Here is a 19250-nt window from a genome sequence, read left to right as displayed (position 1 = left end):
CGATGGGGCCAATTTATCGCCGCTGCGGCGATGAATAAAGTGGTCGCCATTCCCCGATAGGAGCTCCTCATGAACCTGATGACCCGGCTGGCCGCAGCGCTGGCCCTGACCCTGGCCGCCAGCGGCGCGCATGCCGCCAACGTGCTGGTGGTGCTGTCCGACGAAAACCACCTGGACCTGAAGGACGGCAAGGTGCTGTCCACCGGCTTCTATCTCAATGAGCTGATGCAGCCGGTCAAGCTGCTGTTGGATGCGGGCCACGAGGTGACCTTCGCCACGCCGCAGGGGCGGGCGCCGACGGTGGATGCGTCCTCGGTGACGCCGGCGTACTTCGGCAATGATGCCGCGCAGCTGACGCTGCATAAAGACCTGCTGGAGAAGCTGGCGTTGACTTCACCGACGGCCTCGCCGGTGGTCAGCCTGGCACGCGTGGAGCAGCAGGGTTACGCGCGTTTCGATGCAGTCTACGTTCCCGGTGGCCACGCGCCGATGCAGGACCTGCTGAAGAGTCCGGCCTTGGGCCGGTTGCTGGCCTACTTCCACCAGCGCAACAAGACCACCGCGCTGGTCTGCCACGGGCCGATCGCGCTGCTGTCCACGCTGCCGGATGCGGCGGGTTTCGTGGCGAAGCTGGACGCGGGTGCGATGCCGGCCACGCCGAAGTGGATCTACAGCGGCTACCAGATGACGGTGATCAGCAACCAGGAAGAAGAGCAGGCCAAGCCGCTGCTGGGCGGCGGCGAGATGAAGTTCTACCCGCAGACCGCGCTGCAGCGGGTGGGTGCGAAATTCAGCAGAAATGCCACGCCGTGGACGGGGCATGTGGTGGTGGATCGCGAGCTGATCACCGGGCAGAACCCCGCGTCGGCGCTGGAGGTGGGGCAGCGGTTGGTTGAGCGGTTGAAGATGGAAAAGAACTCGGCGCTGGATTCCAGCAGACACCAGAAGTAGCAGCCTGGCGGCCGATCATCGCGCCATGTGGCACAGGCCGGTACACGCGCGTGCCGCAGCGTTTGCCGCCAACAACAAACGGCCCGCAATGCGGGCCGTTTGTTTTTTTGCGTGCCTGCCAGGGCGTCCGAGCATGGCTCGGACCTACAGACCTGCCTCAGATATGCAACGCATGCCCCAACGCACGCAGCGCCGCTTCCTGCACCGCCTCACCCAGCGTCGGGTGCGGGTGGATCGTGCCGGCGATGTCTTCCAGCGTGGCGCCCATCTCAATCGACTGCACGAAGGCGATCGACAGTTCCGACACCTGCACGCCCACGGCCTGCCAGCCGAGGATGCGGTGGTCGCTGCTGCGCGCGACGACGCGCACGAAGCCGTCGGTGGATTCCAGCGACATCGCACGGCCATTGGCCGCGAACGGGAACAGCGCGACCTTGGTCTCGATGCCCTGTGCCTTGGCTTCGTCCGGCGACAGCCCGACCACCACGATTTCCGGGTCGGTGAAGCACACCGCCGGAATCGCGGCGGGCACGAAGTGGCGCTTCTTGCCGCTGACGATCTCGGCCACCAGTTCGCCCTGTGCCATCGCACGGTGCGCGAGCATCGGCTCACCGGCGACATCGCCGATGGCCCACACGTTGCGCATCGAGGTCCTGCACTGGTCGTCGATCTTGATCGCCTTGCCGGTCAGATCCAGCTGCAGTGATTCGAGGTTGAAGCCGTCGGTCTTCGGGCGACGGCCGACCGCGACCAGGATCTGGTCGGCGTCCAGCGCGATCTCGTTACCGTCCTTGTCGCGCACGCGCAGCTGGCCGTTGTCGGCCAGGCCGAGCACGCTGTGCCCGGTCAGCAGCTTCACGCCGGACTTCTCCAGGTGCGTGGCGACCGGCTTGGTCAGCTCGGCGTCGTAGGCCGGCAGGATGCGATCCTGGGCCTCGACCACCGTCACTTCGCAGCCCAGCTTGCGGTACACCGTGCCCAGCTCCAAGCCGATGTAACCGCCACCGACGACGATCAGCTGCTTCGGCAGCGAGGTCGGCGAGAGGGCCTCGGTGGAGGAGATGACCTTGCCACCAAACGGCAGGAACGGCAGTTCCACCGGCACCGAGCCGGTGGCCAGCAGCAGGTGCTCGCAGGAGATGCGCAGCGTGCCGCCGTCTTCGGCGGCGCCGGCGATCTCGACGGTCTTGCCGTCGACGATCGTGGCCCAGCCCTTGATCAGCTGCGCGCCGTTCTTCTTCAGCAGTGCGCTGACGCCACCGGTGAGCTTCTTGACGATGCCGGCCTTCCACGCCACGGTTTTGGCCAGGTCCAGCGAAGGGGCCTGCACGCTGATGCCCAGCGGCGAGGTGCCCGCCGCATAGGCGGTGACCTTGGCGAATTCCTCGGCGGCATGGATCAACGCCTTGGACGGAATGCAGCCGATGTTGAGGCAGGTGCCACCCGGATTGACGCCCTCGACCACGATGGTCTTGACGCCGAGCTGGCCGGCGCGGATGCCGGCGATGTAACCGCCGGGACCGCCGCCGATGATCAGCAGCTGGGTTTGAAGGGTATTGGACATCGCTTACTCCACGAACAGCAGGGCCGGGGTTTCCAGGCGCGTACGAATGGCCTGCACGAACTCGGCCGCATCCATGCCATCGACGATGCGATGGTCGAACGAGGACGACAGATTCATCAGCTTGCGGGCCACGACCTGGCCCTCGCGGAACATCGGGCGTTCGATGATGCGGTTCACACCGACGATCGCCACTTCCGGATGATTGATGATCGGGGTCGACACCACACCGCCAACGGCACCGAGGCTGCTGATGGTGATGGTCGAGCCGGAAAGCTCCTCACGCGTTGCCTTGCCCACGCGCACGGCATTGGCCAGGCGCGCGATCTCGGTGGCGGTCTGCCAAAGGTCCAGCGACTCGGCATGCGCGACCACCGGCACGGACAGGCCGACCTCGCTCTGGGTCGCGATGCCCAGCTGCACGCCTTCATAGCGGGTCACGATGTTGGCCTGGTCATCAAACCGGGCGTTCATCTGCGGGAAGTCGCGTGCGGCCAGCACCACGGCGCGTGCCAGCAGCGGCAGCAGGGTCAGCTTGCCGCGCTCCTTGGCCCAGCGCTCGTTGAGCTTGGCGCGCAGCGCTTCCACTTCCGTGACGTCGATTTCTTCCACATAGGTGATGTGCGGAATGGTCGACCACGACTGCTGCATCTTCTGCGCGATCTTGCGGCGCAGGCCCATGATCGGCACCTGCTGCTCGCCGGTACGGCGCGCGTAGCTGCTGCCACCGGCACTGCCACCGACCGGCTGCGCCTTGCCACCGGCGGCGGCGTAGGCATCCAGGTCGGCCTGCAGGATGCGACCACCCGGGCCGGTAGCCGGCACGTAGCGCAGCTCGATCCCCAGGTCCCAGGCGCGGCGGCGCACGGCCGGTGACGCCAGCGGGGCTTCACCGGCGTTGAGCACGCCGTTGGTGACCGCGCCGCGCGCGTCCTGCATGGCGGCAGGGGCGGGTGCGGAGGCAGCCGTGGCTTTCACGGGCGCTGCAGCCGGTGCGGCTTCAACGGCTGCCGCAGGTGCAGCAGCAGTCGCAACCGCCTTGGGTGCAGCAACCGGTTCGGCCGGCGCGGCGGCGGCCGGCGCACTGGCGGCGCTGGCATTGCCGGCGCCTTCCACTTCCAGGCGGATCAGCTCGCTGCCCACGGCCATCATCTGGCCGGGCTTGCCGCCCAGCGAGACCACGGTGCCAGCCACGGGCGAGGGGATCTCGACCATGGCCTTGTCGGTCATGACCTCGGCCACGACCTGGTCTTCGGCGACCGGGCCACCGACCTCGACCTTCCAGGTGATCAGTTCGACTTCGGCGATACCTTCACCGATGTCCGGCATCTTGATGACGTGATGTCCCATGGTTCAGTCCTCCAGCACGCGCTGCATTGCATCGATGACCCGGGACGGACCCGGGAAGTAGTCCCATTCCTGCGCGTGCGGATACGGGGTGTCCCAGCCGGTAACGCGTTCCACCGGGGCCTGCAGGTGATAGAAGCAGTGCTCCTGCACCAGCGCGACCAGTTCGGCGCCGAAGCCGCAGGTGCGGGTGGCTTCGTGCAGCACGATGCAGCGGCCGGTCTTCTTGACCGAAGTGACGATGGCCTCCAGATCCAGCGGCCACAGGCTGCGCAGGTCGATCACTTCGGCATCGATCCCGGCATCTTCGGCGGCGGCCTTGGCCACCCACACGGTGGTGCCGTAGGTGATGATCGTCAGTGCCTTGCCTTCGCGGGCGATGGCGGCCTTGTCCAGCGGCACGTTGTAGTAACCCTCCGGCACCAGGTTGTCCGGGTACTTGGACCACGCGGTGACCGGGCGGTCGTGGTGACCGTCGAACGGGCCGTTGTACAGGCGCTTGGGCTCCAGGAAGATCACCGGATCGTCGTTCTCGATCGAGGCGATCAGCAGGCCCTTGGCGTCGTACGGGTTGGACGGCATGACGGTGCGCAGGCCGGTGGCATGGGCGAAGATCGCCTCCGGGCTCTGGCTGTGGGTCTGGCCGCCGTAGATGCCACCGCCGCACGGGGTGCGGAACACCAGCGAGGAGGTGAAGCTGCCGCCGGAGCGATAGCGCATGCGCGCCGCTTCGGACACGATCTGGTCGTAGGCCGGGTAGATGTAATCGGCGAACTGGATTTCAGCGACCGGGCGCAGGCCGTAGGCGGCCATGCCGATCGCCGCGCCGGCGATGCCGTTCTCGGAAATCGGCGCATCGAACACGCGCTGCTTGCCGTACTTGGTCTGCAGGCCGTCGGTACAGCGGAACACGCCGCCGAAGTAGCCCACGTCCTGGCCGAAGATCACCACGTTGTCGTCGCGTTCCAGCATCACGTCCATCGCCGAGCGCAGCGCCTGGATCATGGTCATCGGCGTACCGCCGGTGTTGTTCTGTTCAATCCCGCTCATGTGTTCAGACTCCCAACTGCTGACGCTGGCGACGGAGATGTTCGGGCATGTCCTTGTAGACGTCTTCGAACATGAGGGCCGCACCGGGACGGTTGTCGCTGCCGAGCAACCCGTGGGTCTCGGCCTCCTTGAGGGCACGCAGGATCTCGGCATCCAGTTCAGCGCGGAGCGCGTCGTGCTGCTGCTCGCTCCACAGGCCGCGCTTGATCAGGTGCTGCTTCAGGCGGTCGATCGGATCGCCGAGCGGGAACTGCTGCGCATCGTCGGCAGGGCGGTACTTGGAGGGATCATCCGAGGTCGAATGCGGGCCGGCGCGGTAGGTGACCCACTCGATCAGGGTCGGTCCCAGGTTGCTGCGGGCGCGTTCGGCGGCCCAGCGCGAAGCGGCGTACACGGCCAGCAGATCGTTGCCGTCCACGCGCAGCGACGGAATGCCGTAGCCCACGCCGCGCGCGGCGAAGGTGGTGTTCTCACCGCCGGCGATGGCCTGGAAGGTCGAGATCGCCCACTGGTTGTTGACCACGTTGAGCACGACCGGGGCGCGGTACACGTGCGCGAAGGTCAGCGCGGCGTGGAAATCGCCTTCGGCGGTGGCGCCATCACCTACCCATGCGGTGGCGATGCGGGTGTCGCCCTTGATCGCCGAGGCCATCGCCCAGCCCACCGCCTGGATGTACTGGGTGGTCAGGTTGCCGGAGATCGAGAAGAAGCCGTAATCCTTGTAGGAATACATGATCGGCAGCTGGCGGCCCTTCAGCGGGTCGGCCGCGTTGGACAGCACTTGGCACATCATGTCCACCATCGGCACTTCCTTGGTGACCAGGATGCCCTGCTGGCGGTAGGTCGGGAACTGCATGTCGTCGTCGCGCAGCGCCAGGGTCTGGCCGACGGCGATGGCTTCCTCACCCAGGCACTGGATGTAGAAGGAGGTCTTCTTCTGGCGCTGGGCGATCAGCATGCGCGCGTCATAGGCGCGCGTCTTGAGCATGGCGTGCATGGCACGCAGCAGCACGGCGTCGTCGATATCGGCGGCCCACGGGCCCACGGCGTCGCCGTTGTCATCCAGCACGCGGATCAGCTGGCTGGTCAGCGGTGCGGTCTGGCTGGCGCTCACGTCCACGGGCGGCTTGTCGACCGCGCCGGCGGGGCTCAGCTTCAGATAGGAAAAGTCGGTGGCCTCGCCGGGACGGGCGCTGGGCTCGGGCACGTGCAGACGCAACGGCTCGCTCGTGGCGGGGATCTGGGGTGATGACATGTCAGGGGCCTCGCTGGGCTTGGGTCATGGAGCTACAGGCATACCGCAGGCGGGGGGCAACGGTAATGGCGATGTTGGCGCGCCGACATCCGGTCAGGATCTCGTCGCGAAGCGGGTAAGGACCAGCGCTTGCAAGGCGGCTGGGGCCATGGCGCATTGCACCCGATGTGAAGTCTAGAGGCACAGCGGCTTATCGTAAATTTGTTTAATTGCGTATGAGGTATTGTTTATTCAGATATCTTCATTCCGCGGGAGCTCGTGCATGCAAATCCCAGCCAACATGACCCTGCGCCAGCTGCGGTACTTTGCCGAAGCTGCCGAGTTGGGGCAGTTCTCACAGGCCGCACGCAAGCTGCACGTCTCCCAGTCGGTGATCACCACGGCGGTCGCCCAGCTGGAAACCTCGCTGGGGCTGAAACTGTTCGACCGCATGCCGCACGGGGTCGGGCTGACCGCCGAGGGGCACCGTTTCCACCAGCATGTCCGGCACATCCTGGACACGCTGCAGGACGCGCTCAGCGAGCCGATGTTCCTGGCCAACACCCTGCCGGGCCGGGTCCGGATCGGCGCGTCCTATACGGTGCTGGGCTATTTCCTGCCGAGCCTGCTGGCGCGCTTCAAGCGCTCCTACCCGCAGGTGGAGGTGGATCTGGTCGATATGGACCGTGCTGCGATCGAGCAGGGCGTCGGCAGCGGCGACCTTGATTTCGGGCTGTGCATCATTTCCAACATGGCCGAGCCCTATGTGCTGCGGCGCCAGGTACTGATCCGCTCGCGCCGCCAGCTGTGGCTGTCCGAGTCGCACCCGCTGCTGCAGCTGCCGGTGATCAGCCCGGCCGACGTCGAGCCGTATCCCTACATCATGCTGATGGTGGACGAAGGGCAGGAGTCGGCGATGCGCTACTGGCGCTCGGTCGGGCGCGAACCCAACGTGGTGTTCCGCACCTCGTCGCTGGAAGCGCTGCGCGGCATGGTCGCCTACGGCTTCGGAGTCAGCATCCTGTCGGACATGGTCTACCGCCCGTGGTCGCTGGAGGGGCGCCGGATCGACGTGCGCACCCTCACTGATGCGGTGCCGCCGATGGAAGTCGGCCTGGTCTGGCGCCCGGACGAAGACCTGTCCGCGCCGGCACGCGCACTGCATCAGTTCCTGGTCTTTGCCTGTGGCGGGTGAGCGCCGAGCGCATCGGCCAGCGCAGGCCGCGGATCGGGCAGCTCGCCCACGGGCGCGGTGAAGGCCTGCCCACGGCGCGTCCAGATCTGCCACGCCGAGTACGCCAGCAGCGGCACCACGTAGGTGGCCAGGATGGCGTAGGCCAGCAGCCGGTAGCCCTTCGCGATCAGCGCGACCAGTCCGATGCCATCGGCCAGGAACACGGCCATCAGCAGGATGGCGGCAATGATAGCCACCCGCATGCCGCGGCCGGGGGCGGCGCCGGTGCGTTCCTTCCAGTTGACGCTGATGCGGCCGTCCACCGAGGCCATCAGCGTGACCCCGGTTTCGACCAGCGCGACCATGATCATCAGCCGGAACAGCCACTGGAACCACGGCAGGCCCAGCTGGCCGAGCATCAGGTCCGAGGGCAGGGGGGCGTCTGCGATGTCCGGCAGGAACGCGATCATGCAGACGTAGAACACGATCGCCGGCAGGATCGCCAACGGGCCGGCCAGGGCGCCGGCGATCACCGCATCGCGCCGGCACAGCAGGTGGCGCACCACCAGCAGGATCGAGACCGCCGCGAACATGTTGTAGCCGGCGTAGGTCACGCCGTTGAGCACCCAGTCCTGGCCTAGCTCATGGGTGTTGGACAGCTGCGCCATCGCGCCGCCGCCGAAGCGATAGAGGATCAGGCACGCGGCAATGGCGTAGACCAGGTACATGAACGCCGACATCAGCTTGAACATGCGTTCGACGGCGTTGGTCCCGGCCTGTACCACGCCGGTGATGATCGCCACCAGCACCAGCGTGCCGACGATGCGTGGCCAACCGAACATGGTCGCGGCCAATTCGCCGGCGGCCGCGCCGAACACCGCCAGCACCACCACGATCAGCGCCAGGTAGGCCACTTCGAAGGTCCACCAGCCACGGCCCAGCAGATGCCGGAAGAAGGTGCGGTAATCGTTGGCCCGGATCGCCCGGGCCAACAGGAACGTCAGGATGCAGATCACGCTCCAGATCAGCATCGACAACACCATCGCGGCCAGGCCGCCCCAGGGGCCCGATGGCAGGAAAAACTCCGCCAGCTCACGGCCGGTCGCGTATCCGCCGCCGATCACGGCGGACTTGAACGCCAGGCCGGGCAACAGGTACCGCTGGAACCGGCTGGCGGCGGCGGTCACTTGCGCGCGGCCGTCGGCTGCAGCAGGTAGAAGTCGCGCACGGTGCGGGCGATCTCGGCGATCACACGCTCACGTTCGCTGCGCGGAGCATTGCTGGCTTTGACGAACACGGAGATCGCGAACTGGCTGCCGTCGGGCAGGGTAACCACGCCGACATCATTGACGGTGCCGGCCACGGTGCCGCTCTTGTCGGCCACCTTGGTGCCCGGCGGCAGGCTGCCACGCAGGCGCGCGCTGCAGGTCCGGCAACGTTCCATGATCTGCACCAGCACCTCGGTGCTGGCCGGGCTCAGGGCCTTGCCGGTGAACAGTCTGGTCAACAGGGTCGACATCGCGCGTGGCGTGGAGGTATCGCGCGGGTCCTTGTCGAAGGCCTCGTTGCCGGCTTTCGTGCGCTTGACCACCTCCGGATCGAGGGTCAGTTCGGCGACGCGTTCCTTGGTCAACGGCTCATCGCCGAGGCCGAAGATATCGCTCAGCAGCTGCCGGGTGTTGCGATCCAGGCGCTGGCCTTCGATGCCCTGCGCGCGCAGCCAGGCGGTGACTGCGGCCGGTCCGCCGGCCTGCGCCACCAGCACGTCGGTGGCGGTGTTGTCGCTCTGGGTCAGCATGACCTCCAGCAGGTTGTGCACCGACAGGCTCACACCGTCATGGATGAAGCGGTCCGCGATCACTTCCGAATCGACATAGAACGATTTCGGCACCGGCACCATCGTGGTCAACGCCAGTTCGCCGGCATCCACCTTGGTCAGGATCACCGCCGCGACCGCCACCTTGAACGTGCTGGCCATCGGGAACCCTTCGTCGGGGTTCAGATGGACCTGCTCGCCCTTGCCATCCAGGCGCCACGCCGAGACACCGACCTTGCCGTCGATCAGGGTGGCCAGCCGCGCGACCTCGGTTTCCACCGGGCTGGTCTTGCCTGCGCTGAACGCGGCGAGCGGGCTCAGGCCCAGCAACGCCGCCACGCACAGGCTCAAGGTACGGGATGTCATCTTCATGCGATGCAGGCCTCCAGCAGGCGGTTGAATTCCCCATCTTGCCGCATCGGATCGGCCACCGGCAGACCAAGACGCGCGCTGACTTCGGCGCAGGCGGCCGCTGCCGCGGCGTCGGTCATGCCATGGGTATTGAGACTGACGCCAACGCAGCGGATATCCGGATTGGTCCGGCGCCCCAGCTGCACGGTCAGCGCGATCACTTCCTCGATGGAGGGCAGCGGGTAGTCCGGATAGCCGAGCACGTGCTTGCGCCCCGGCTGGTGGCAGACCACGAACACATCGGGCTGGCTGCCGTGCAGCAGGCCGAGGCTGACACCGGCGTAGGCAGGATGGAACAGGGAGCCCTGGCCTTCGATGACATCCCAGTGATCATCGGCCGCGTTCGGGCTGAGCAGTTCGGCGGCGCCGGCGGAGAAGTCGGCCACCACCGCGTCCATCGGAATGCCGCTGCCCGCGATCAGGATGCCGGTCTGGCCGCTGGCGCGGAAGTCGGCATCCACGCCGAGGCCACGCAGGCCACGCGCCAGCGCCAGGGCGGTGTATTTCTTGCCCAGCGCGCAGTCGGTGCCGACGGTCAGCACGCGCTTGCCGGTGCGCTTGCGGCCGTTGCCGACCGGAATGCCACGCGGCGGCACGCGCACGTTGATCAGTTCGCGCCCGTGGCGTTCGGCTGCGGCCGCCAGTTCCGGAATGTCACCCAGCTTCTGGTGCATGCCGCTGACCAGGTCCAGCCCGTTTTCCAACGCATCGACCAGGGCCGGCAGCCACTGCGGCGGAATCACGCCACCGCCGTTGGCCACGCCGATCACCATCGCACGTGCACCGGCCGCGCGCGCCTGGGCCGGCGTCATGCTCGGCAGGCCGGTGCTGATCGGGCAGCCCGGCAGGCTCCACTCGGCCACGCACACTTCCGGGGCCCAGTCGTGCAGGCCGATCGCGGTCTTGGCGAAGCCGGCTTCGGTGGTGTCGCCCAGGAACAGCAGGTACGGCTGGGGGAGGGCGGCAAGGGCCTGCACGGCGGCAGTGGGCGTCGAGCTCATGGCGGATCCAGTGGTCGGGGGAGAGAAGAGAGCAGGGGAAGCATTCACGAGGGGCTCGCTGTTGTTTGACCTGGTTGGATCTGTATAAGTCCTAATCAGAGAATATGCAACCTAATTAGGATTATTCCCTTTCTCTTCCGACGGGTGGTCCGGCGGCAGCTCCGGGCGCCGCCATGGCAGGTGGCTGGACTCAGTAGCGATAGTCGATGGACATGCCGATCGTGCGCGGCTGCAGCGGTACGCCGGTCACCGCGACATAGCGGTTGAGCGCGTCGCGCACCGAGCCGGTGGAGACGTACGCGCGCTCGTCGGTGGCGTTGCGCGCATACAGGCGGACCGTCCACGTCATGTTGGTCAGCTCGGCATGCAGGTCCAGCGCGTTGTAGCTGTCGATGTCGTACGCCCCGGCCACGCGCTCGCCGGTGACCCGATAGCCGGCACCGACCCGGCCCCGCCACTGGTCGCTCACATCGACGTCGTAGTCGATCGTGCCCGACCAGCTCAGCCGCGGCGTCATCGGCATGCGGCTGCCCGAGACCAGGCCGCTGGAGGCCGGTACGTCGCCGATCGTCGAATCGATGTAGGCCGCATTGAGGCCGAGTGTGAGGCGCTCGGCCGGCCGCACCATCAGGCTCAGTTCCGCCCCCTGGCTGCGCGCGCTGCCGGCGTTGCCCATCCAGCTCAGGCCGTTCTCGGAGACGCGCACCTGGATGTCGTCCCAGTCGATCCGGAACAGCGCCAGATCGATCATCGCGCGGCGGTCCCAGAAGTGCGATTTGAAGCCGAGCTCCAGGTTGTCCAGGGTGTCGGCCTTGGTCATCGGCACCACGCCGGAGGTCGATACGTTCGGTCCGCCCGGGCGGTAGCCGGTGGCGTAGCGCGCGTAGATCATCGCGCTGTCGTTGAGGTGCCAGCGCGAGGCCAGCTTCCACGTGGTCACGCTGTCATCGGCGGAGTCGGCCAGATCGATCGGCCGCGGGCCGTACAGCAGGCCGGTGCTGTGCTGCTCGAAATCCTGCTGGTTGCGCGCATGCCGCACACCGGCGGAGACATCGAAGCGCGGGCTGAACTTGTAGGTGACGTCGGCGAAGATCGCCTGCTCGTCATAGGTGCCGGGCAGGCTGGCGGTGCCGGGATTGAACGGCAGCGGGATGCCGTTGGCATCGTAGGCACTGACCTGCTGGCGGTTGGCGTTCTTCTCGCCGGTGAAGAAAGTGCCCAGCAACCATTCAAAGCGCTCACTCTCCTTGGAGCTGAGGCGGAATTCCTGAGTCCATTTGCGGGTGCCAAGGAATACATCGAACTGCGCCTGGCCGGCCGGGTACGGGGTCAGCAGCGGCCATGCCACGCCATAGACCAGCGTGGAGTCCTGCACCTCATCCATGCGGGTCTCGGAGAAGCTGGTGGCGGAGACGAAATCAACGTTGCCCAGATCCCAGTCCAGGATCGCCGAGTAGTAGTCGGTCTCCATCCGGTACGGGGTCGCGCGCTGCAGGATGCCTTCGAGCGGGCCGCGGATCGGTTCCAGCGTGGGATAGGTCAGGCCCACCGCGCTGGAGTTGTCAGCATCCACGATCTGCGACAACGCCTGTACGCGCAGGTTGGCGGTGTCGCTGATGCGCCAGGTCAATGCGAGCCGGGAGGCGAGCTGGTAATAGCCGTTGCTCTCCTTGGCGTCGTCGCCGGTGAGGTCGGGCTGGTCCACATAGCCGGGCGTGCCCTGGCGCGACAGGCTGGCACGCAGCCCCAGCTTGCCTTCGATCAGCGGCACGTTGAACGAGGTGCGCACGCCGGTGCCCACGTCGCCCGCTTCCTTGGTGGCGTTGACGTCCATGCCGGCGCGGAACTCGAAGCCGTCCGGATCGGCGGCCTTGGTGATGTACTTGAACAGGCCTCCCATCGAGCTGGCGCCATACAGCGTGCCCTGCGGGCCGCGCAGCACTTCCACGCTCTGGATGTCATACGGCAGCAGATCCAGTGCGTAGGTGGTCGCGCGCTGCTTGTTGCTGCTGGGGCCGATCGGGGTGTCATCGATGTAGGTACCGATGATCGAGCCGCCGCCGAGGGGCGCGACACCGCGCAGCGCCATCGTGGTCTGGCCGGGCGCGCCGCCACTGTCGACCTGGAAGCCGGGCACGTAGGCGGCGAAGTCGTTCAAGCGGGTCGCACCGAACGCTTCCAGGCGTTCTTCGCTGATCACGCTGACGCCGGCCGCCACCTCCATGACGTTCTCGCTGCGCTTCTGCGCGGTGGCCACCACGCGGTCCAGCTCCACGACATCGGGGGTGCTGCGGCTGTCATCGGCGTCGGCATCCTGCGCTATCGCGGTGGTGGCAAGGCCCATGCAGCACAGGGTGATGGTGGAGGCGAGGATCGAGCGGTTGATCGGCTTGCGCATGTGGCGGTCTCTCCGGAATCAGGGACGGGGTCAGGCAGAAAACACGGTCGCCAGCCACGGCTGATACAGCCGCGTGGCGTCAGTCCGCAGGGGATTGGGTGGGGGCTGCGTTGTTGGCGAGCAGTGGCCGTGCCCGACGCTCCAGGCGCAGCAGCAGGACCGCAACGAACATGCAGGTGCCCGCCATCAGCGCGAAAAACACCGTGCTGGAAAGCGTCGACCACAGCGTGCCGACCGCGCCGGCCAGCAGGTTGCCGCCGAACGAGGCCAGGAACCAGAACGCGATGATGGTGGCACCGAAGCCCACCGGCGCCAGGCGGGCGAACAGGCCCAGCCCCACCGGCAGGATGAAGAGCTCGCCAAAGGTGAAGATCGCGAAGAACAGCGCGGCCCACAGCCAGCCGACCTTGGCCGACGGTTCACCGCCGAGCACCGCCACCAGCGCGAACGACAGCCCGACCACCGCGGCACCGATGGCCATCTTGGTCAGTGCGGCCGGCTCGCGGCCGTCGCGTGCCTGGCGCGTCCAGCGCCGTACCAGCAGTGGGGTGATCAGAAACACCAGCAGCGGATTGAGCGAGAAGAACCAGGTCATTGGCAGGGTGAAGTCTGCGGTGAGCACGCGGTCCACCCCGGTGTCGAGCCAGATCGCGATCGTGTTGCCGATCTGCTCGTAGGCCAGGCGGAAGATCACGATCAACCCGGCGATCATCGTCATCAGCTGCAGCAAGGGCCGGTAGGCCGGCTGCCACAGCGCCGAGAACGGCAGCGTGGCGCGCTCGCTGCGCGGCGGATCCGGTGGCAGGTGGCGGCGGCCGGTGATGTAGATCACCAGCCCGAGCAGCATGCCGATGCCCGCGGCGGAAAAGCCCACGTGCCAGCCATACACCTCGCCCAGCGTGCCGCAGACCAGCGGCGCCAGAAACGCGCCGAGGTTGATGCCCACGTAATACACGTTGAACGCTGAGCCACGGCGCGGATCATCGCGCGTGTATAGATCGCCGACCTGGCCGGGCAGGGTGGGCAGGAACAGCCCGTTGCCCAGGATGATCGCCAGCAGCGCTGGATACAGCAGTGCATCGAAGGCCATCAGGAAATGGCCAAACGCCATGATCGCCCCGCCCAGGATCACCGCACGCCGTTTGCCCAGCCAGCGATCGGCGAGCATGCCGCCGAACACCGGGCTGAGGTAGGCCAGCGCGGTGTACAGGCCATAGACCAGCGAGGCCTGTTCCTGCGAAAACAGCAGCTGCTTGGTCATGTAATAGACCAGCAGGGCCCGCATGCCGTAGTAGGAGAATTTCTCCCACATCTCGGTGAGGAACAGGATGGTCAGGCCTGGCGGTTGCCCGAACCAGGCCTTGCGCGGTACTTGGAGGCTCATCGGGCGGGGCGTCCGGCGGTCAGAGCTGCAGGCCGGTACTGATCAGGCGCTGGGTGATGGCGACGAACGCGACCACCAGGCCTGCCAGTGCGACCACCCAGGCGCCGTAACGACGCACGCGCGGCCAGCTGGCCGGCGCGCGGACCGCCACCCAGACCAGCGCCACGGCGGCCAGGACACTCAGCCACGACAACGCCTGCACCAGGATCAACGGCCCGTTGGTGTACGAGGAGATCGCGCCCGGGCCAGCGATCGATTTCACGTACAGCGCCCAGGCGATCACGGTGCCCAGCTGCGTGGTGAGCGCCAGCGTCTGCAACCAGCGCAGGCCACGGCCTTCGACCGGTGCGATGGCACGGTAGTAACGTCGCACGAACACGCCGCCGATGCGCAGGACGGCCGACAGCGTCAGCAACCCCAGTGCGACGAACAGCGCAGGGCGCAGCCACGCCGGCGAACGCCAGCCCGGAATCGGCTCGAAGCCGAACACCGAGGCGAACGGACCGCCGGAGAAATACACCGGGCGGCCATCCTTGACCTTCACTTCCAGCAGGCCACGCCCGTTTTCCTGCTGCCACAGCCACGGTGACACCTCACGCCAGCGCAGCAGCTGGCCGTTCAGGCCCTTCTGGCCGTCAACGGTGATCGTGCCGTCTTCCTGCGGGTGCACGCGGGTCGGTGCGAACAGCGACAGCATGCGCAGATAGGAACTGTCCGAACGGCGCGTGCTCTGCCAGTTCACCCCGGCCAGCGCAGCGGCATGCTCGCGGGCAGTGGCGGCATCCACGCCCGGGCCGGCGCGTTCGATCGGCAGGGTCGGCAGGAAGTTCTCGACGAAGCGCTCCCACACCTGGGCGCGCAGTGCCGAGCCGGCGGCATCACGGCCCACGCTGTTGGTGGAAACGAACACGCCGATGTTGCGTTCCGGAATCATCCACAGCCACGAGTAGAAGAACAGCATCGTGCCGCCGTGCGAGCGGGTGTCATAGCCGCCGGTGTCCGAGGCCATCCAGCCCAGGGTCATGCGCGGCAGGTGCGGCAGGATCGCCGCCTGCGGGGTCAGCATCTGTGCGTTGGTCTCGGCCCGCATGATGCGCTGGCCGTCCAGTTCGCCGTGGTTGAGCGTGGCCATCATGAAACGTGACATCGCCGAGCCGGAGGCGTACAGACCGCCCACGCCCGGCGCGGTGTTCTTCTCGGCCGGATAGCTTTTGCCCGAACCCAGCAGATAGCCCTTGGCGGCGTGCGGCAGCAGCTCGGCCGGCAGTTTCTGTTCGAAGCTGGCGTACTGCATGTCCAGCGGCTGCAGGATGTGCTGCCTTGCGTAATCCTCGAAGCGCTGGCCGCTGACGCGCTCGACGATGTACGAGGCGATACCCGTGGCGTAGTTCGAGTACGCCGGTGTGGTGCCGGGTGCGGAGATCTGATTGGGCACCCAGTCCTTGAGGTAGTTGTCGCGGTTGGCCGGATGGTCCGGACCCAGCACGATCAGGTAGCGCATGCGCTCTTCCAGACCGCTGGTGTGGGTCATGATCTGGCGCAGTGTGATCGGCTCACCCTTGGCCGGGACCTTGATGTCCAGGTAGGTGTTGATGTCGGCATCCAGGTCCAGTTTGCCCTGTTCAACCAGCTGCATCACCGAGTTCCAGACGAACAGCTTGGAGATCGAACCCGGGCGGAACAGCGTGGTTTTGGGATCCACCGGCGTGCGTTTTTCGACATCGGAGAAACCGAAGCCGCGCTCGGTGACGACCCTGCCGTTCTCGACCACGGTGACGACGGCGCCGGCGAGGTCGCCCTGGGCCATCAGGTAGGGCACCAGGCCATCGAGGAAGGTATCGACCCGGGCCGCATCCAGCGTGCCGGTCGGCGCCGACGCGGGCGTGATGGTGTCAGGCGATTCGGTGGTCGCGGGCACCGGTGCCGCAGCAGGCGTCGGCGCCTGCGCATGCAGCGGCGAGAACGCTGCGGTCGATGCCAGCAGCATGCCGGAGATCAACGTGCGCCACTGGGTCGCGCGCGGACGATGCGATGTCGTGTTCATGCGTGCACTCCCTTGCCCCATACGGCGTCGTCGCAGTGCACCAGGCCCTCGTCGTAGCGCAGGCCCGGCACCCGGTCATCGCGCAGGAACAACGGGCCATCCAGATCGACCACGTCACAATGCTGGCCCACGATGAAGGCCGGGCCCATTGCCCAGCTGCTGCCGATCATGTTGCCGACCATCACCTGCATGCCGAGGGCGCGCGCCTTGCCGACCATCGCCAGGCCTTCGGTCAGCCCGCCGGCCTTGTCGAGCTTGATGTTGATCACGTCGAACAGACCCGCCAGCGCCTCGATTTCCGATGCGTCCTGCACGCTCTCATCGGCCGCGAACGGCAGCGGCCGTGCAAAGCCCTTGAGTTCGGCCTCGCGCCCGCGCTGCAGCGGCTGTTCCAGCAGCTTGATGTCGTTCTCCAGCAGCACCGGGATCAGGGCATCGAGCGCATCCACGGTATAGCCCTGGTTGGCATCCACGCCCATCCAGACATCCGGGCGCACCTTGCGCACCGCGCGCACGCGTTCGACATCGATATCCAGATCGCCGCTGAGCTTGAGCTTGAGCGCCTTGGCGGGTGCATAGCGGCCGGTGGCGATCGATTGCATCGTCGCCGGGTCATCGGCGCCGAGGGTCCACGTGGTCAGCAACGGACGCGTCTGCGAAAGACCGGCCAAGGCCCAGGCAGGCTTGCCGGTGCGGCTCGCTTCCAGGTCCCATAGTGCGCAGTCCAGTGCATTGCGCGCGCCGCCGCGCGGCAGCAACTGCTGCAGCTCGGCACGGGTGATGCCGGCTTCGATCCGCGCACGCAGCAGTTCCAGCGTGGCCAGCATCTGCTCGGGGGTGTCATCGAAGTAGTACACGCCGCTGGCTTCGCCACGGCCGCGATGGCCGCCGTCTTCCAGTTCCACGCGCAGTACCGGCGCGTGCTCGAACACGTAGCCGCTGATCCGGAACGGGGCCAGCAACGCAAGCGAGTCGATCTGCAGGGTCAATTTCACAGGATGTCTCCAGCCCCGTGGTCGGGGCTACGGGTCAGTAGTTGAGTGCGAAGTCGGCCAGGCCCATCAGGACCAGGGCATAGGCGAGCACGCAGGCCGAGATCAGCAGCAGCACCGCCCACAGGCGCGCCAGCCAGCCGCGTCCGGCGCGGCAGGTCTGCACCAGGTTCCAGGCGGTGGATCCGATCCCGCCGATGATCGCGATCACCGAAGCGATGCCGAGCCCGATCACCGCCGGATCGAGACGATCATCCAGTCGCGCGAAGTCCGCCGAGGCCCAGGCCATTACCGCCATCGCCACGGCGGGTACCAGCAGCATGAACCAGCACGCTGCGCGGCTGAGGCGGTAGGCCAGCAGCGTCCTGCGCGGCCAGCCCAGCCCGCGGCCATGGCGACGCCGCACCCACGCGGCGATCGGCCATGCCAGCGCGGAGAGCGCCAACACCGCGACGGCCGCGGTCAGCACCGGCTTGAGCCACACCGCGGAGCGATAGCCTTCCGCGCGCAGGAACACGTTGAACGGGGAGGATGAGTCCACCGCGAAGCCGACCGGCTTGCCGTCCTTGAGGATGGCGGCAAGGCGCAGCTCGCTGTTGTTCGCCTGCCACAGCCACGGTGCGATCGGCTTGAAGGTGGTGGGCTGGCCATTTGGCTGCTTCATGCGCGGCAGGCGCAGGCTGCCATCGCCGAGGGCCTCCAGGCGCGTCTGGGTAAGGATGCCGGTGCGGCCGATACCGGTTTCGGCGCGGCGCGAATCGAGGTAGCTCGGCCCGGCCAGCTGGCGCGCCTGGTCCTTGGCGAGCGCGGCGTCGACCACCGGTGCCGCGGCCACGGCGGGCGCCGGGAAGTAACGGTCGGCGAAGTTCTCCAGCAGCTCCCGCCGGATCTGGCCGGTGATGCCATTGGCGCCGGCGCTGTTGAGGGTGATGAACAGGCCGACATCGTGGTCGCGGAACAGGAACAGCTGCGAGTGGAACGAGTACGTGTCGCCGGCATGGGAGACCACGCGCTGGCCGTTGACATCGATCTCGTAGAACCCGAGCGCCATGGTGTTCAGCGGCGGTGCGAAGCGCGTCTGCGGGGTCAGCATCAGCTGGCTGGTGGCCGCTTTCAGAATAGCCGTGTCGTGCCCGCCCGCCGCGTTCAGATGCGCGATCATGAAACGCGCCATGTCGCTGGCGGTGGCCGACAGCGCACCGGCCGGGGCCGATGGGGTGACTTCGAACTCGCGCGGCTTGCCCGATCCCAGTGCGTAGCCCTTGCTGACCAGCGCACGCAGCGCTGGCGGCAGGGGCTGGCGGAAGCTGGCGTGCTGCATCTGCAGCGGGGCGAAGATGTGCTGTTGGACGTACTCGGCGAACGGCTGGCCGGACACGCGCTCGACGATGTAGCCGGCCAGGCTGGTGCCGTAGTTCGAATACGCCGGCACGGTGCCCGGCGCGAAGATCTGCGCCGGTATGCGGCGCTTGAGATACGGCCCCAGTTCGACGCCCCCGGCCTCGGCCACCGCCTCGGTGGTCCACATGTACTTGATGTTGGCTTCGAAGCCGCCGGTGTGCGTCATCAGCTGCCGCAGCGTGATCGGCAGACCGCGTTCGGGCACCTTGAAATCCAGGTACCGGTTGATGTCCGCGTCCAGGTCCAGCTTGCCGGCTTCCACCAGCTGCATGACCGCGGTCCAGGTCATCAGCTTGGAGACCGATGCCATCCGGAACAGGGTGCGGTCCGGATCCACCGGGGTCTGCTTCTCCACGTCGGAGACGCCGTAACCGCGACGGACCAGGATCCGTCCGTCCTTGACCACCGTCACCGCGGCACCGGCGATATCGCCACGCGCGATGGCGTAGGGCACGAAGCCGTCCAGCCAGGTGGTCGCATCCTCGG

Annotated in this window: 14 protein-coding genes; 2 read left to right on the top strand and 12 right to left on the bottom strand. The window is 67.1% G+C overall.

All coding sequences use genetic code 11. The annotated features are described in order from the left end of the window. Positions 1–69 precede the first annotated feature (69 nt). Entirely contained in the window at positions 70–951 is an 882-nt protein-coding gene (locus ORK51_RS06310) for a type 1 glutamine amidotransferase domain-containing protein (RefSeq protein WP_266084562.1), read from the top strand. Positions 952–1108: 157 nt separating this feature from the next. Here the strand turns inward: ORK51_RS06310 and lpdA are convergent, their stop codons facing one another. The 4 genes from lpdA to ORK51_RS06290 are packed head-to-tail and all read right to left on the bottom strand — an operon-like array spanning position 1109 to position 6164. Continuing rightward, positions 1109–2515: a dihydrolipoyl dehydrogenase gene (gene lpdA, locus ORK51_RS06305; RefSeq protein WP_266084561.1), complete on the bottom strand. Its 1407-nt coding sequence runs from the start codon at positions 2513–2515 to the stop codon at positions 1109–1111. A 3-nt stretch (positions 2516–2518) separates the two neighbouring features. Then, positions 2519–3862: a dihydrolipoamide acetyltransferase family protein gene (locus tag ORK51_RS06300; RefSeq protein WP_266084560.1), complete on the bottom strand. Its 1344-nt coding sequence runs from the start codon at positions 3860–3862 to the stop codon at positions 2519–2521. Between the two features lie 3 nt (positions 3863–3865). Continuing rightward, a complete protein-coding gene (locus tag ORK51_RS06295) occupies positions 3866–4909 on the bottom strand; it encodes an alpha-ketoacid dehydrogenase subunit beta (RefSeq protein WP_088434370.1) in 1044 nt (347 codons plus the stop codon). A gap of 4 nt (positions 4910–4913) precedes the next feature. Then, on the bottom strand, positions 4914–6164 hold the full coding sequence (locus ORK51_RS06290) for a 3-methyl-2-oxobutanoate dehydrogenase (2-methylpropanoyl-transferring) subunit alpha (RefSeq protein ID WP_102788364.1): 1251 nt from the start codon (positions 6162–6164) through the stop codon (positions 4914–4916). Positions 6165–6426: 262 nt separating this feature from the next. On the opposite strand from ORK51_RS06290, the gene ORK51_RS06285 reads away from it, so the two are divergent. After that, positions 6427–7338, top strand: a complete 912-nt coding sequence (locus ORK51_RS06285) for a LysR substrate-binding domain-containing protein (protein ID WP_046273747.1) — start codon at positions 6427–6429, stop codon at positions 7336–7338. Here ORK51_RS06285 and ORK51_RS06280 read toward each other — a convergent pair. From ORK51_RS06280 to ORK51_RS06245, 8 genes are all read right to left on the bottom strand, one after another. Beyond that, a complete protein-coding gene (locus tag ORK51_RS06280) occupies positions 7308–8504 on the bottom strand; it encodes a YkvI family membrane protein (protein WP_019183072.1) in 1197 nt (398 codons plus the stop codon). The two genes, ORK51_RS06285 and ORK51_RS06280, sit on opposite strands and share 31 nt — an antisense overlap. Continuing rightward, on the bottom strand, positions 8501–9505 hold the full coding sequence (gene bla / locus ORK51_RS06275) for a class A beta-lactamase (RefSeq protein ID WP_019183071.1): 1005 nt from the start codon (positions 9503–9505) through the stop codon (positions 8501–8503). Before bla ends, ORK51_RS06280 begins: the two co-directional genes overlap by 4 nt. Continuing rightward, positions 9502–10545, bottom strand: coding sequence for an N-acetyltransferase DgcN family protein (locus ORK51_RS06270; protein ID WP_266084559.1), 1044 nt, complete (start codon positions 10543–10545; stop codon positions 9502–9504). The genes bla and ORK51_RS06270 overlap by 4 nt, the downstream gene beginning before the upstream one ends. A gap of 190 nt (positions 10546–10735) precedes the next feature. Then, a complete protein-coding gene (locus ORK51_RS06265; RefSeq protein WP_266084558.1) occupies positions 10736–12943 on the bottom strand; it encodes a TonB-dependent receptor in 2208 nt (735 codons plus the stop codon). A gap of 79 nt (positions 12944–13022) precedes the next feature. Beyond that, positions 13023–14327 (bottom strand): peptide MFS transporter, encoded by a 1305-nt coding sequence (locus ORK51_RS06260; RefSeq protein ID WP_266084557.1) that lies wholly within the window; start codon positions 14325–14327, stop codon positions 13023–13025. 19 nt (positions 14328–14346) lie between these two features. Further along, on the bottom strand, positions 14347–16371 hold the full coding sequence (locus ORK51_RS06255; RefSeq protein WP_266084556.1) for a serine hydrolase domain-containing protein: 2025 nt from the start codon (positions 16369–16371) through the stop codon (positions 14347–14349). Continuing rightward, entirely contained in the window at positions 16368–17366 is a 999-nt protein-coding gene (locus ORK51_RS06250; RefSeq protein ID WP_266084555.1) for a dipeptide epimerase, read from the bottom strand. Before ORK51_RS06250 ends, ORK51_RS06255 begins: the two co-directional genes overlap by 4 nt. Positions 17367–17400: 34 nt before the next feature. Then, positions 17401–19250, bottom strand: a 1850-nt coding sequence (locus ORK51_RS06245; RefSeq protein WP_266084554.1) for a serine hydrolase domain-containing protein, incomplete at its 5' end; no start/stop codon positions are given.

It is taken from the genome of Stenotrophomonas sp. RIT-551 (genome assembly GCF_026241915.1).
Lineage (GTDB): Bacteria > Pseudomonadota > Gammaproteobacteria > Xanthomonadales > Xanthomonadaceae > Stenotrophomonas > Stenotrophomonas bentonitica_A.
This window is presented reverse-complemented; position numbering and strand designations above follow the sequence as displayed.

Excerpts from the sequence above, each read along its gene's own strand:
- ORK51_RS06270 (WP_266084559.1), bottom strand. The coding sequence starts at position 10,545 with ATGAGCTCGACGCCCACTGCCGCCGTGCAGGCCCTTGCCGCCCTCCCC.
- bla (WP_019183071.1), bottom strand. The coding sequence starts at position 9,505 with ATGAAGATGACATCCCGTACCTTGAGCCTGTGCGTGGCGGCGTTGCTG.
- lpdA (WP_266084561.1), bottom strand. The coding sequence starts at position 2,515 with ATGTCCAATACCCTTCAAACCCAGCTGCTGATCATCGGCGGCGGTCCC.
- ORK51_RS06310 (WP_266084562.1), top strand. The coding sequence starts at position 70 with ATGAACCTGATGACCCGGCTGGCCGCAGCGCTGGCCCTGACCCTGGCC.
- ORK51_RS06255 (WP_266084556.1), bottom strand. The coding sequence starts at position 16,371 with ATGAACACGACATCGCATCGTCCGCGCGCGACCCAGTGGCGCACGTTG.
- ORK51_RS06290 (WP_102788364.1), bottom strand. The coding sequence starts at position 6,164 with ATGTCATCACCCCAGATCCCCGCCACGAGCGAGCCGTTGCGTCTGCAC.
- ORK51_RS06285 (WP_046273747.1), top strand. The coding sequence starts at position 6,427 with ATGCAAATCCCAGCCAACATGACCCTGCGCCAGCTGCGGTACTTTGCC.
- ORK51_RS06300 (WP_266084560.1), bottom strand. The coding sequence starts at position 3,862 with ATGGGACATCACGTCATCAAGATGCCGGACATCGGTGAAGGTATCGCC.
- ORK51_RS06295 (WP_088434370.1), bottom strand. The coding sequence starts at position 4,909 with ATGAGCGGGATTGAACAGAACAACACCGGCGGTACGCCGATGACCATG.
- ORK51_RS06260 (WP_266084557.1), bottom strand. The coding sequence starts at position 14,327 with ATGAGCCTCCAAGTACCGCGCAAGGCCTGGTTCGGGCAACCGCCAGGC.
- ORK51_RS06265 (WP_266084558.1), bottom strand. The coding sequence starts at position 12,943 with ATGCGCAAGCCGATCAACCGCTCGATCCTCGCCTCCACCATCACCCTG.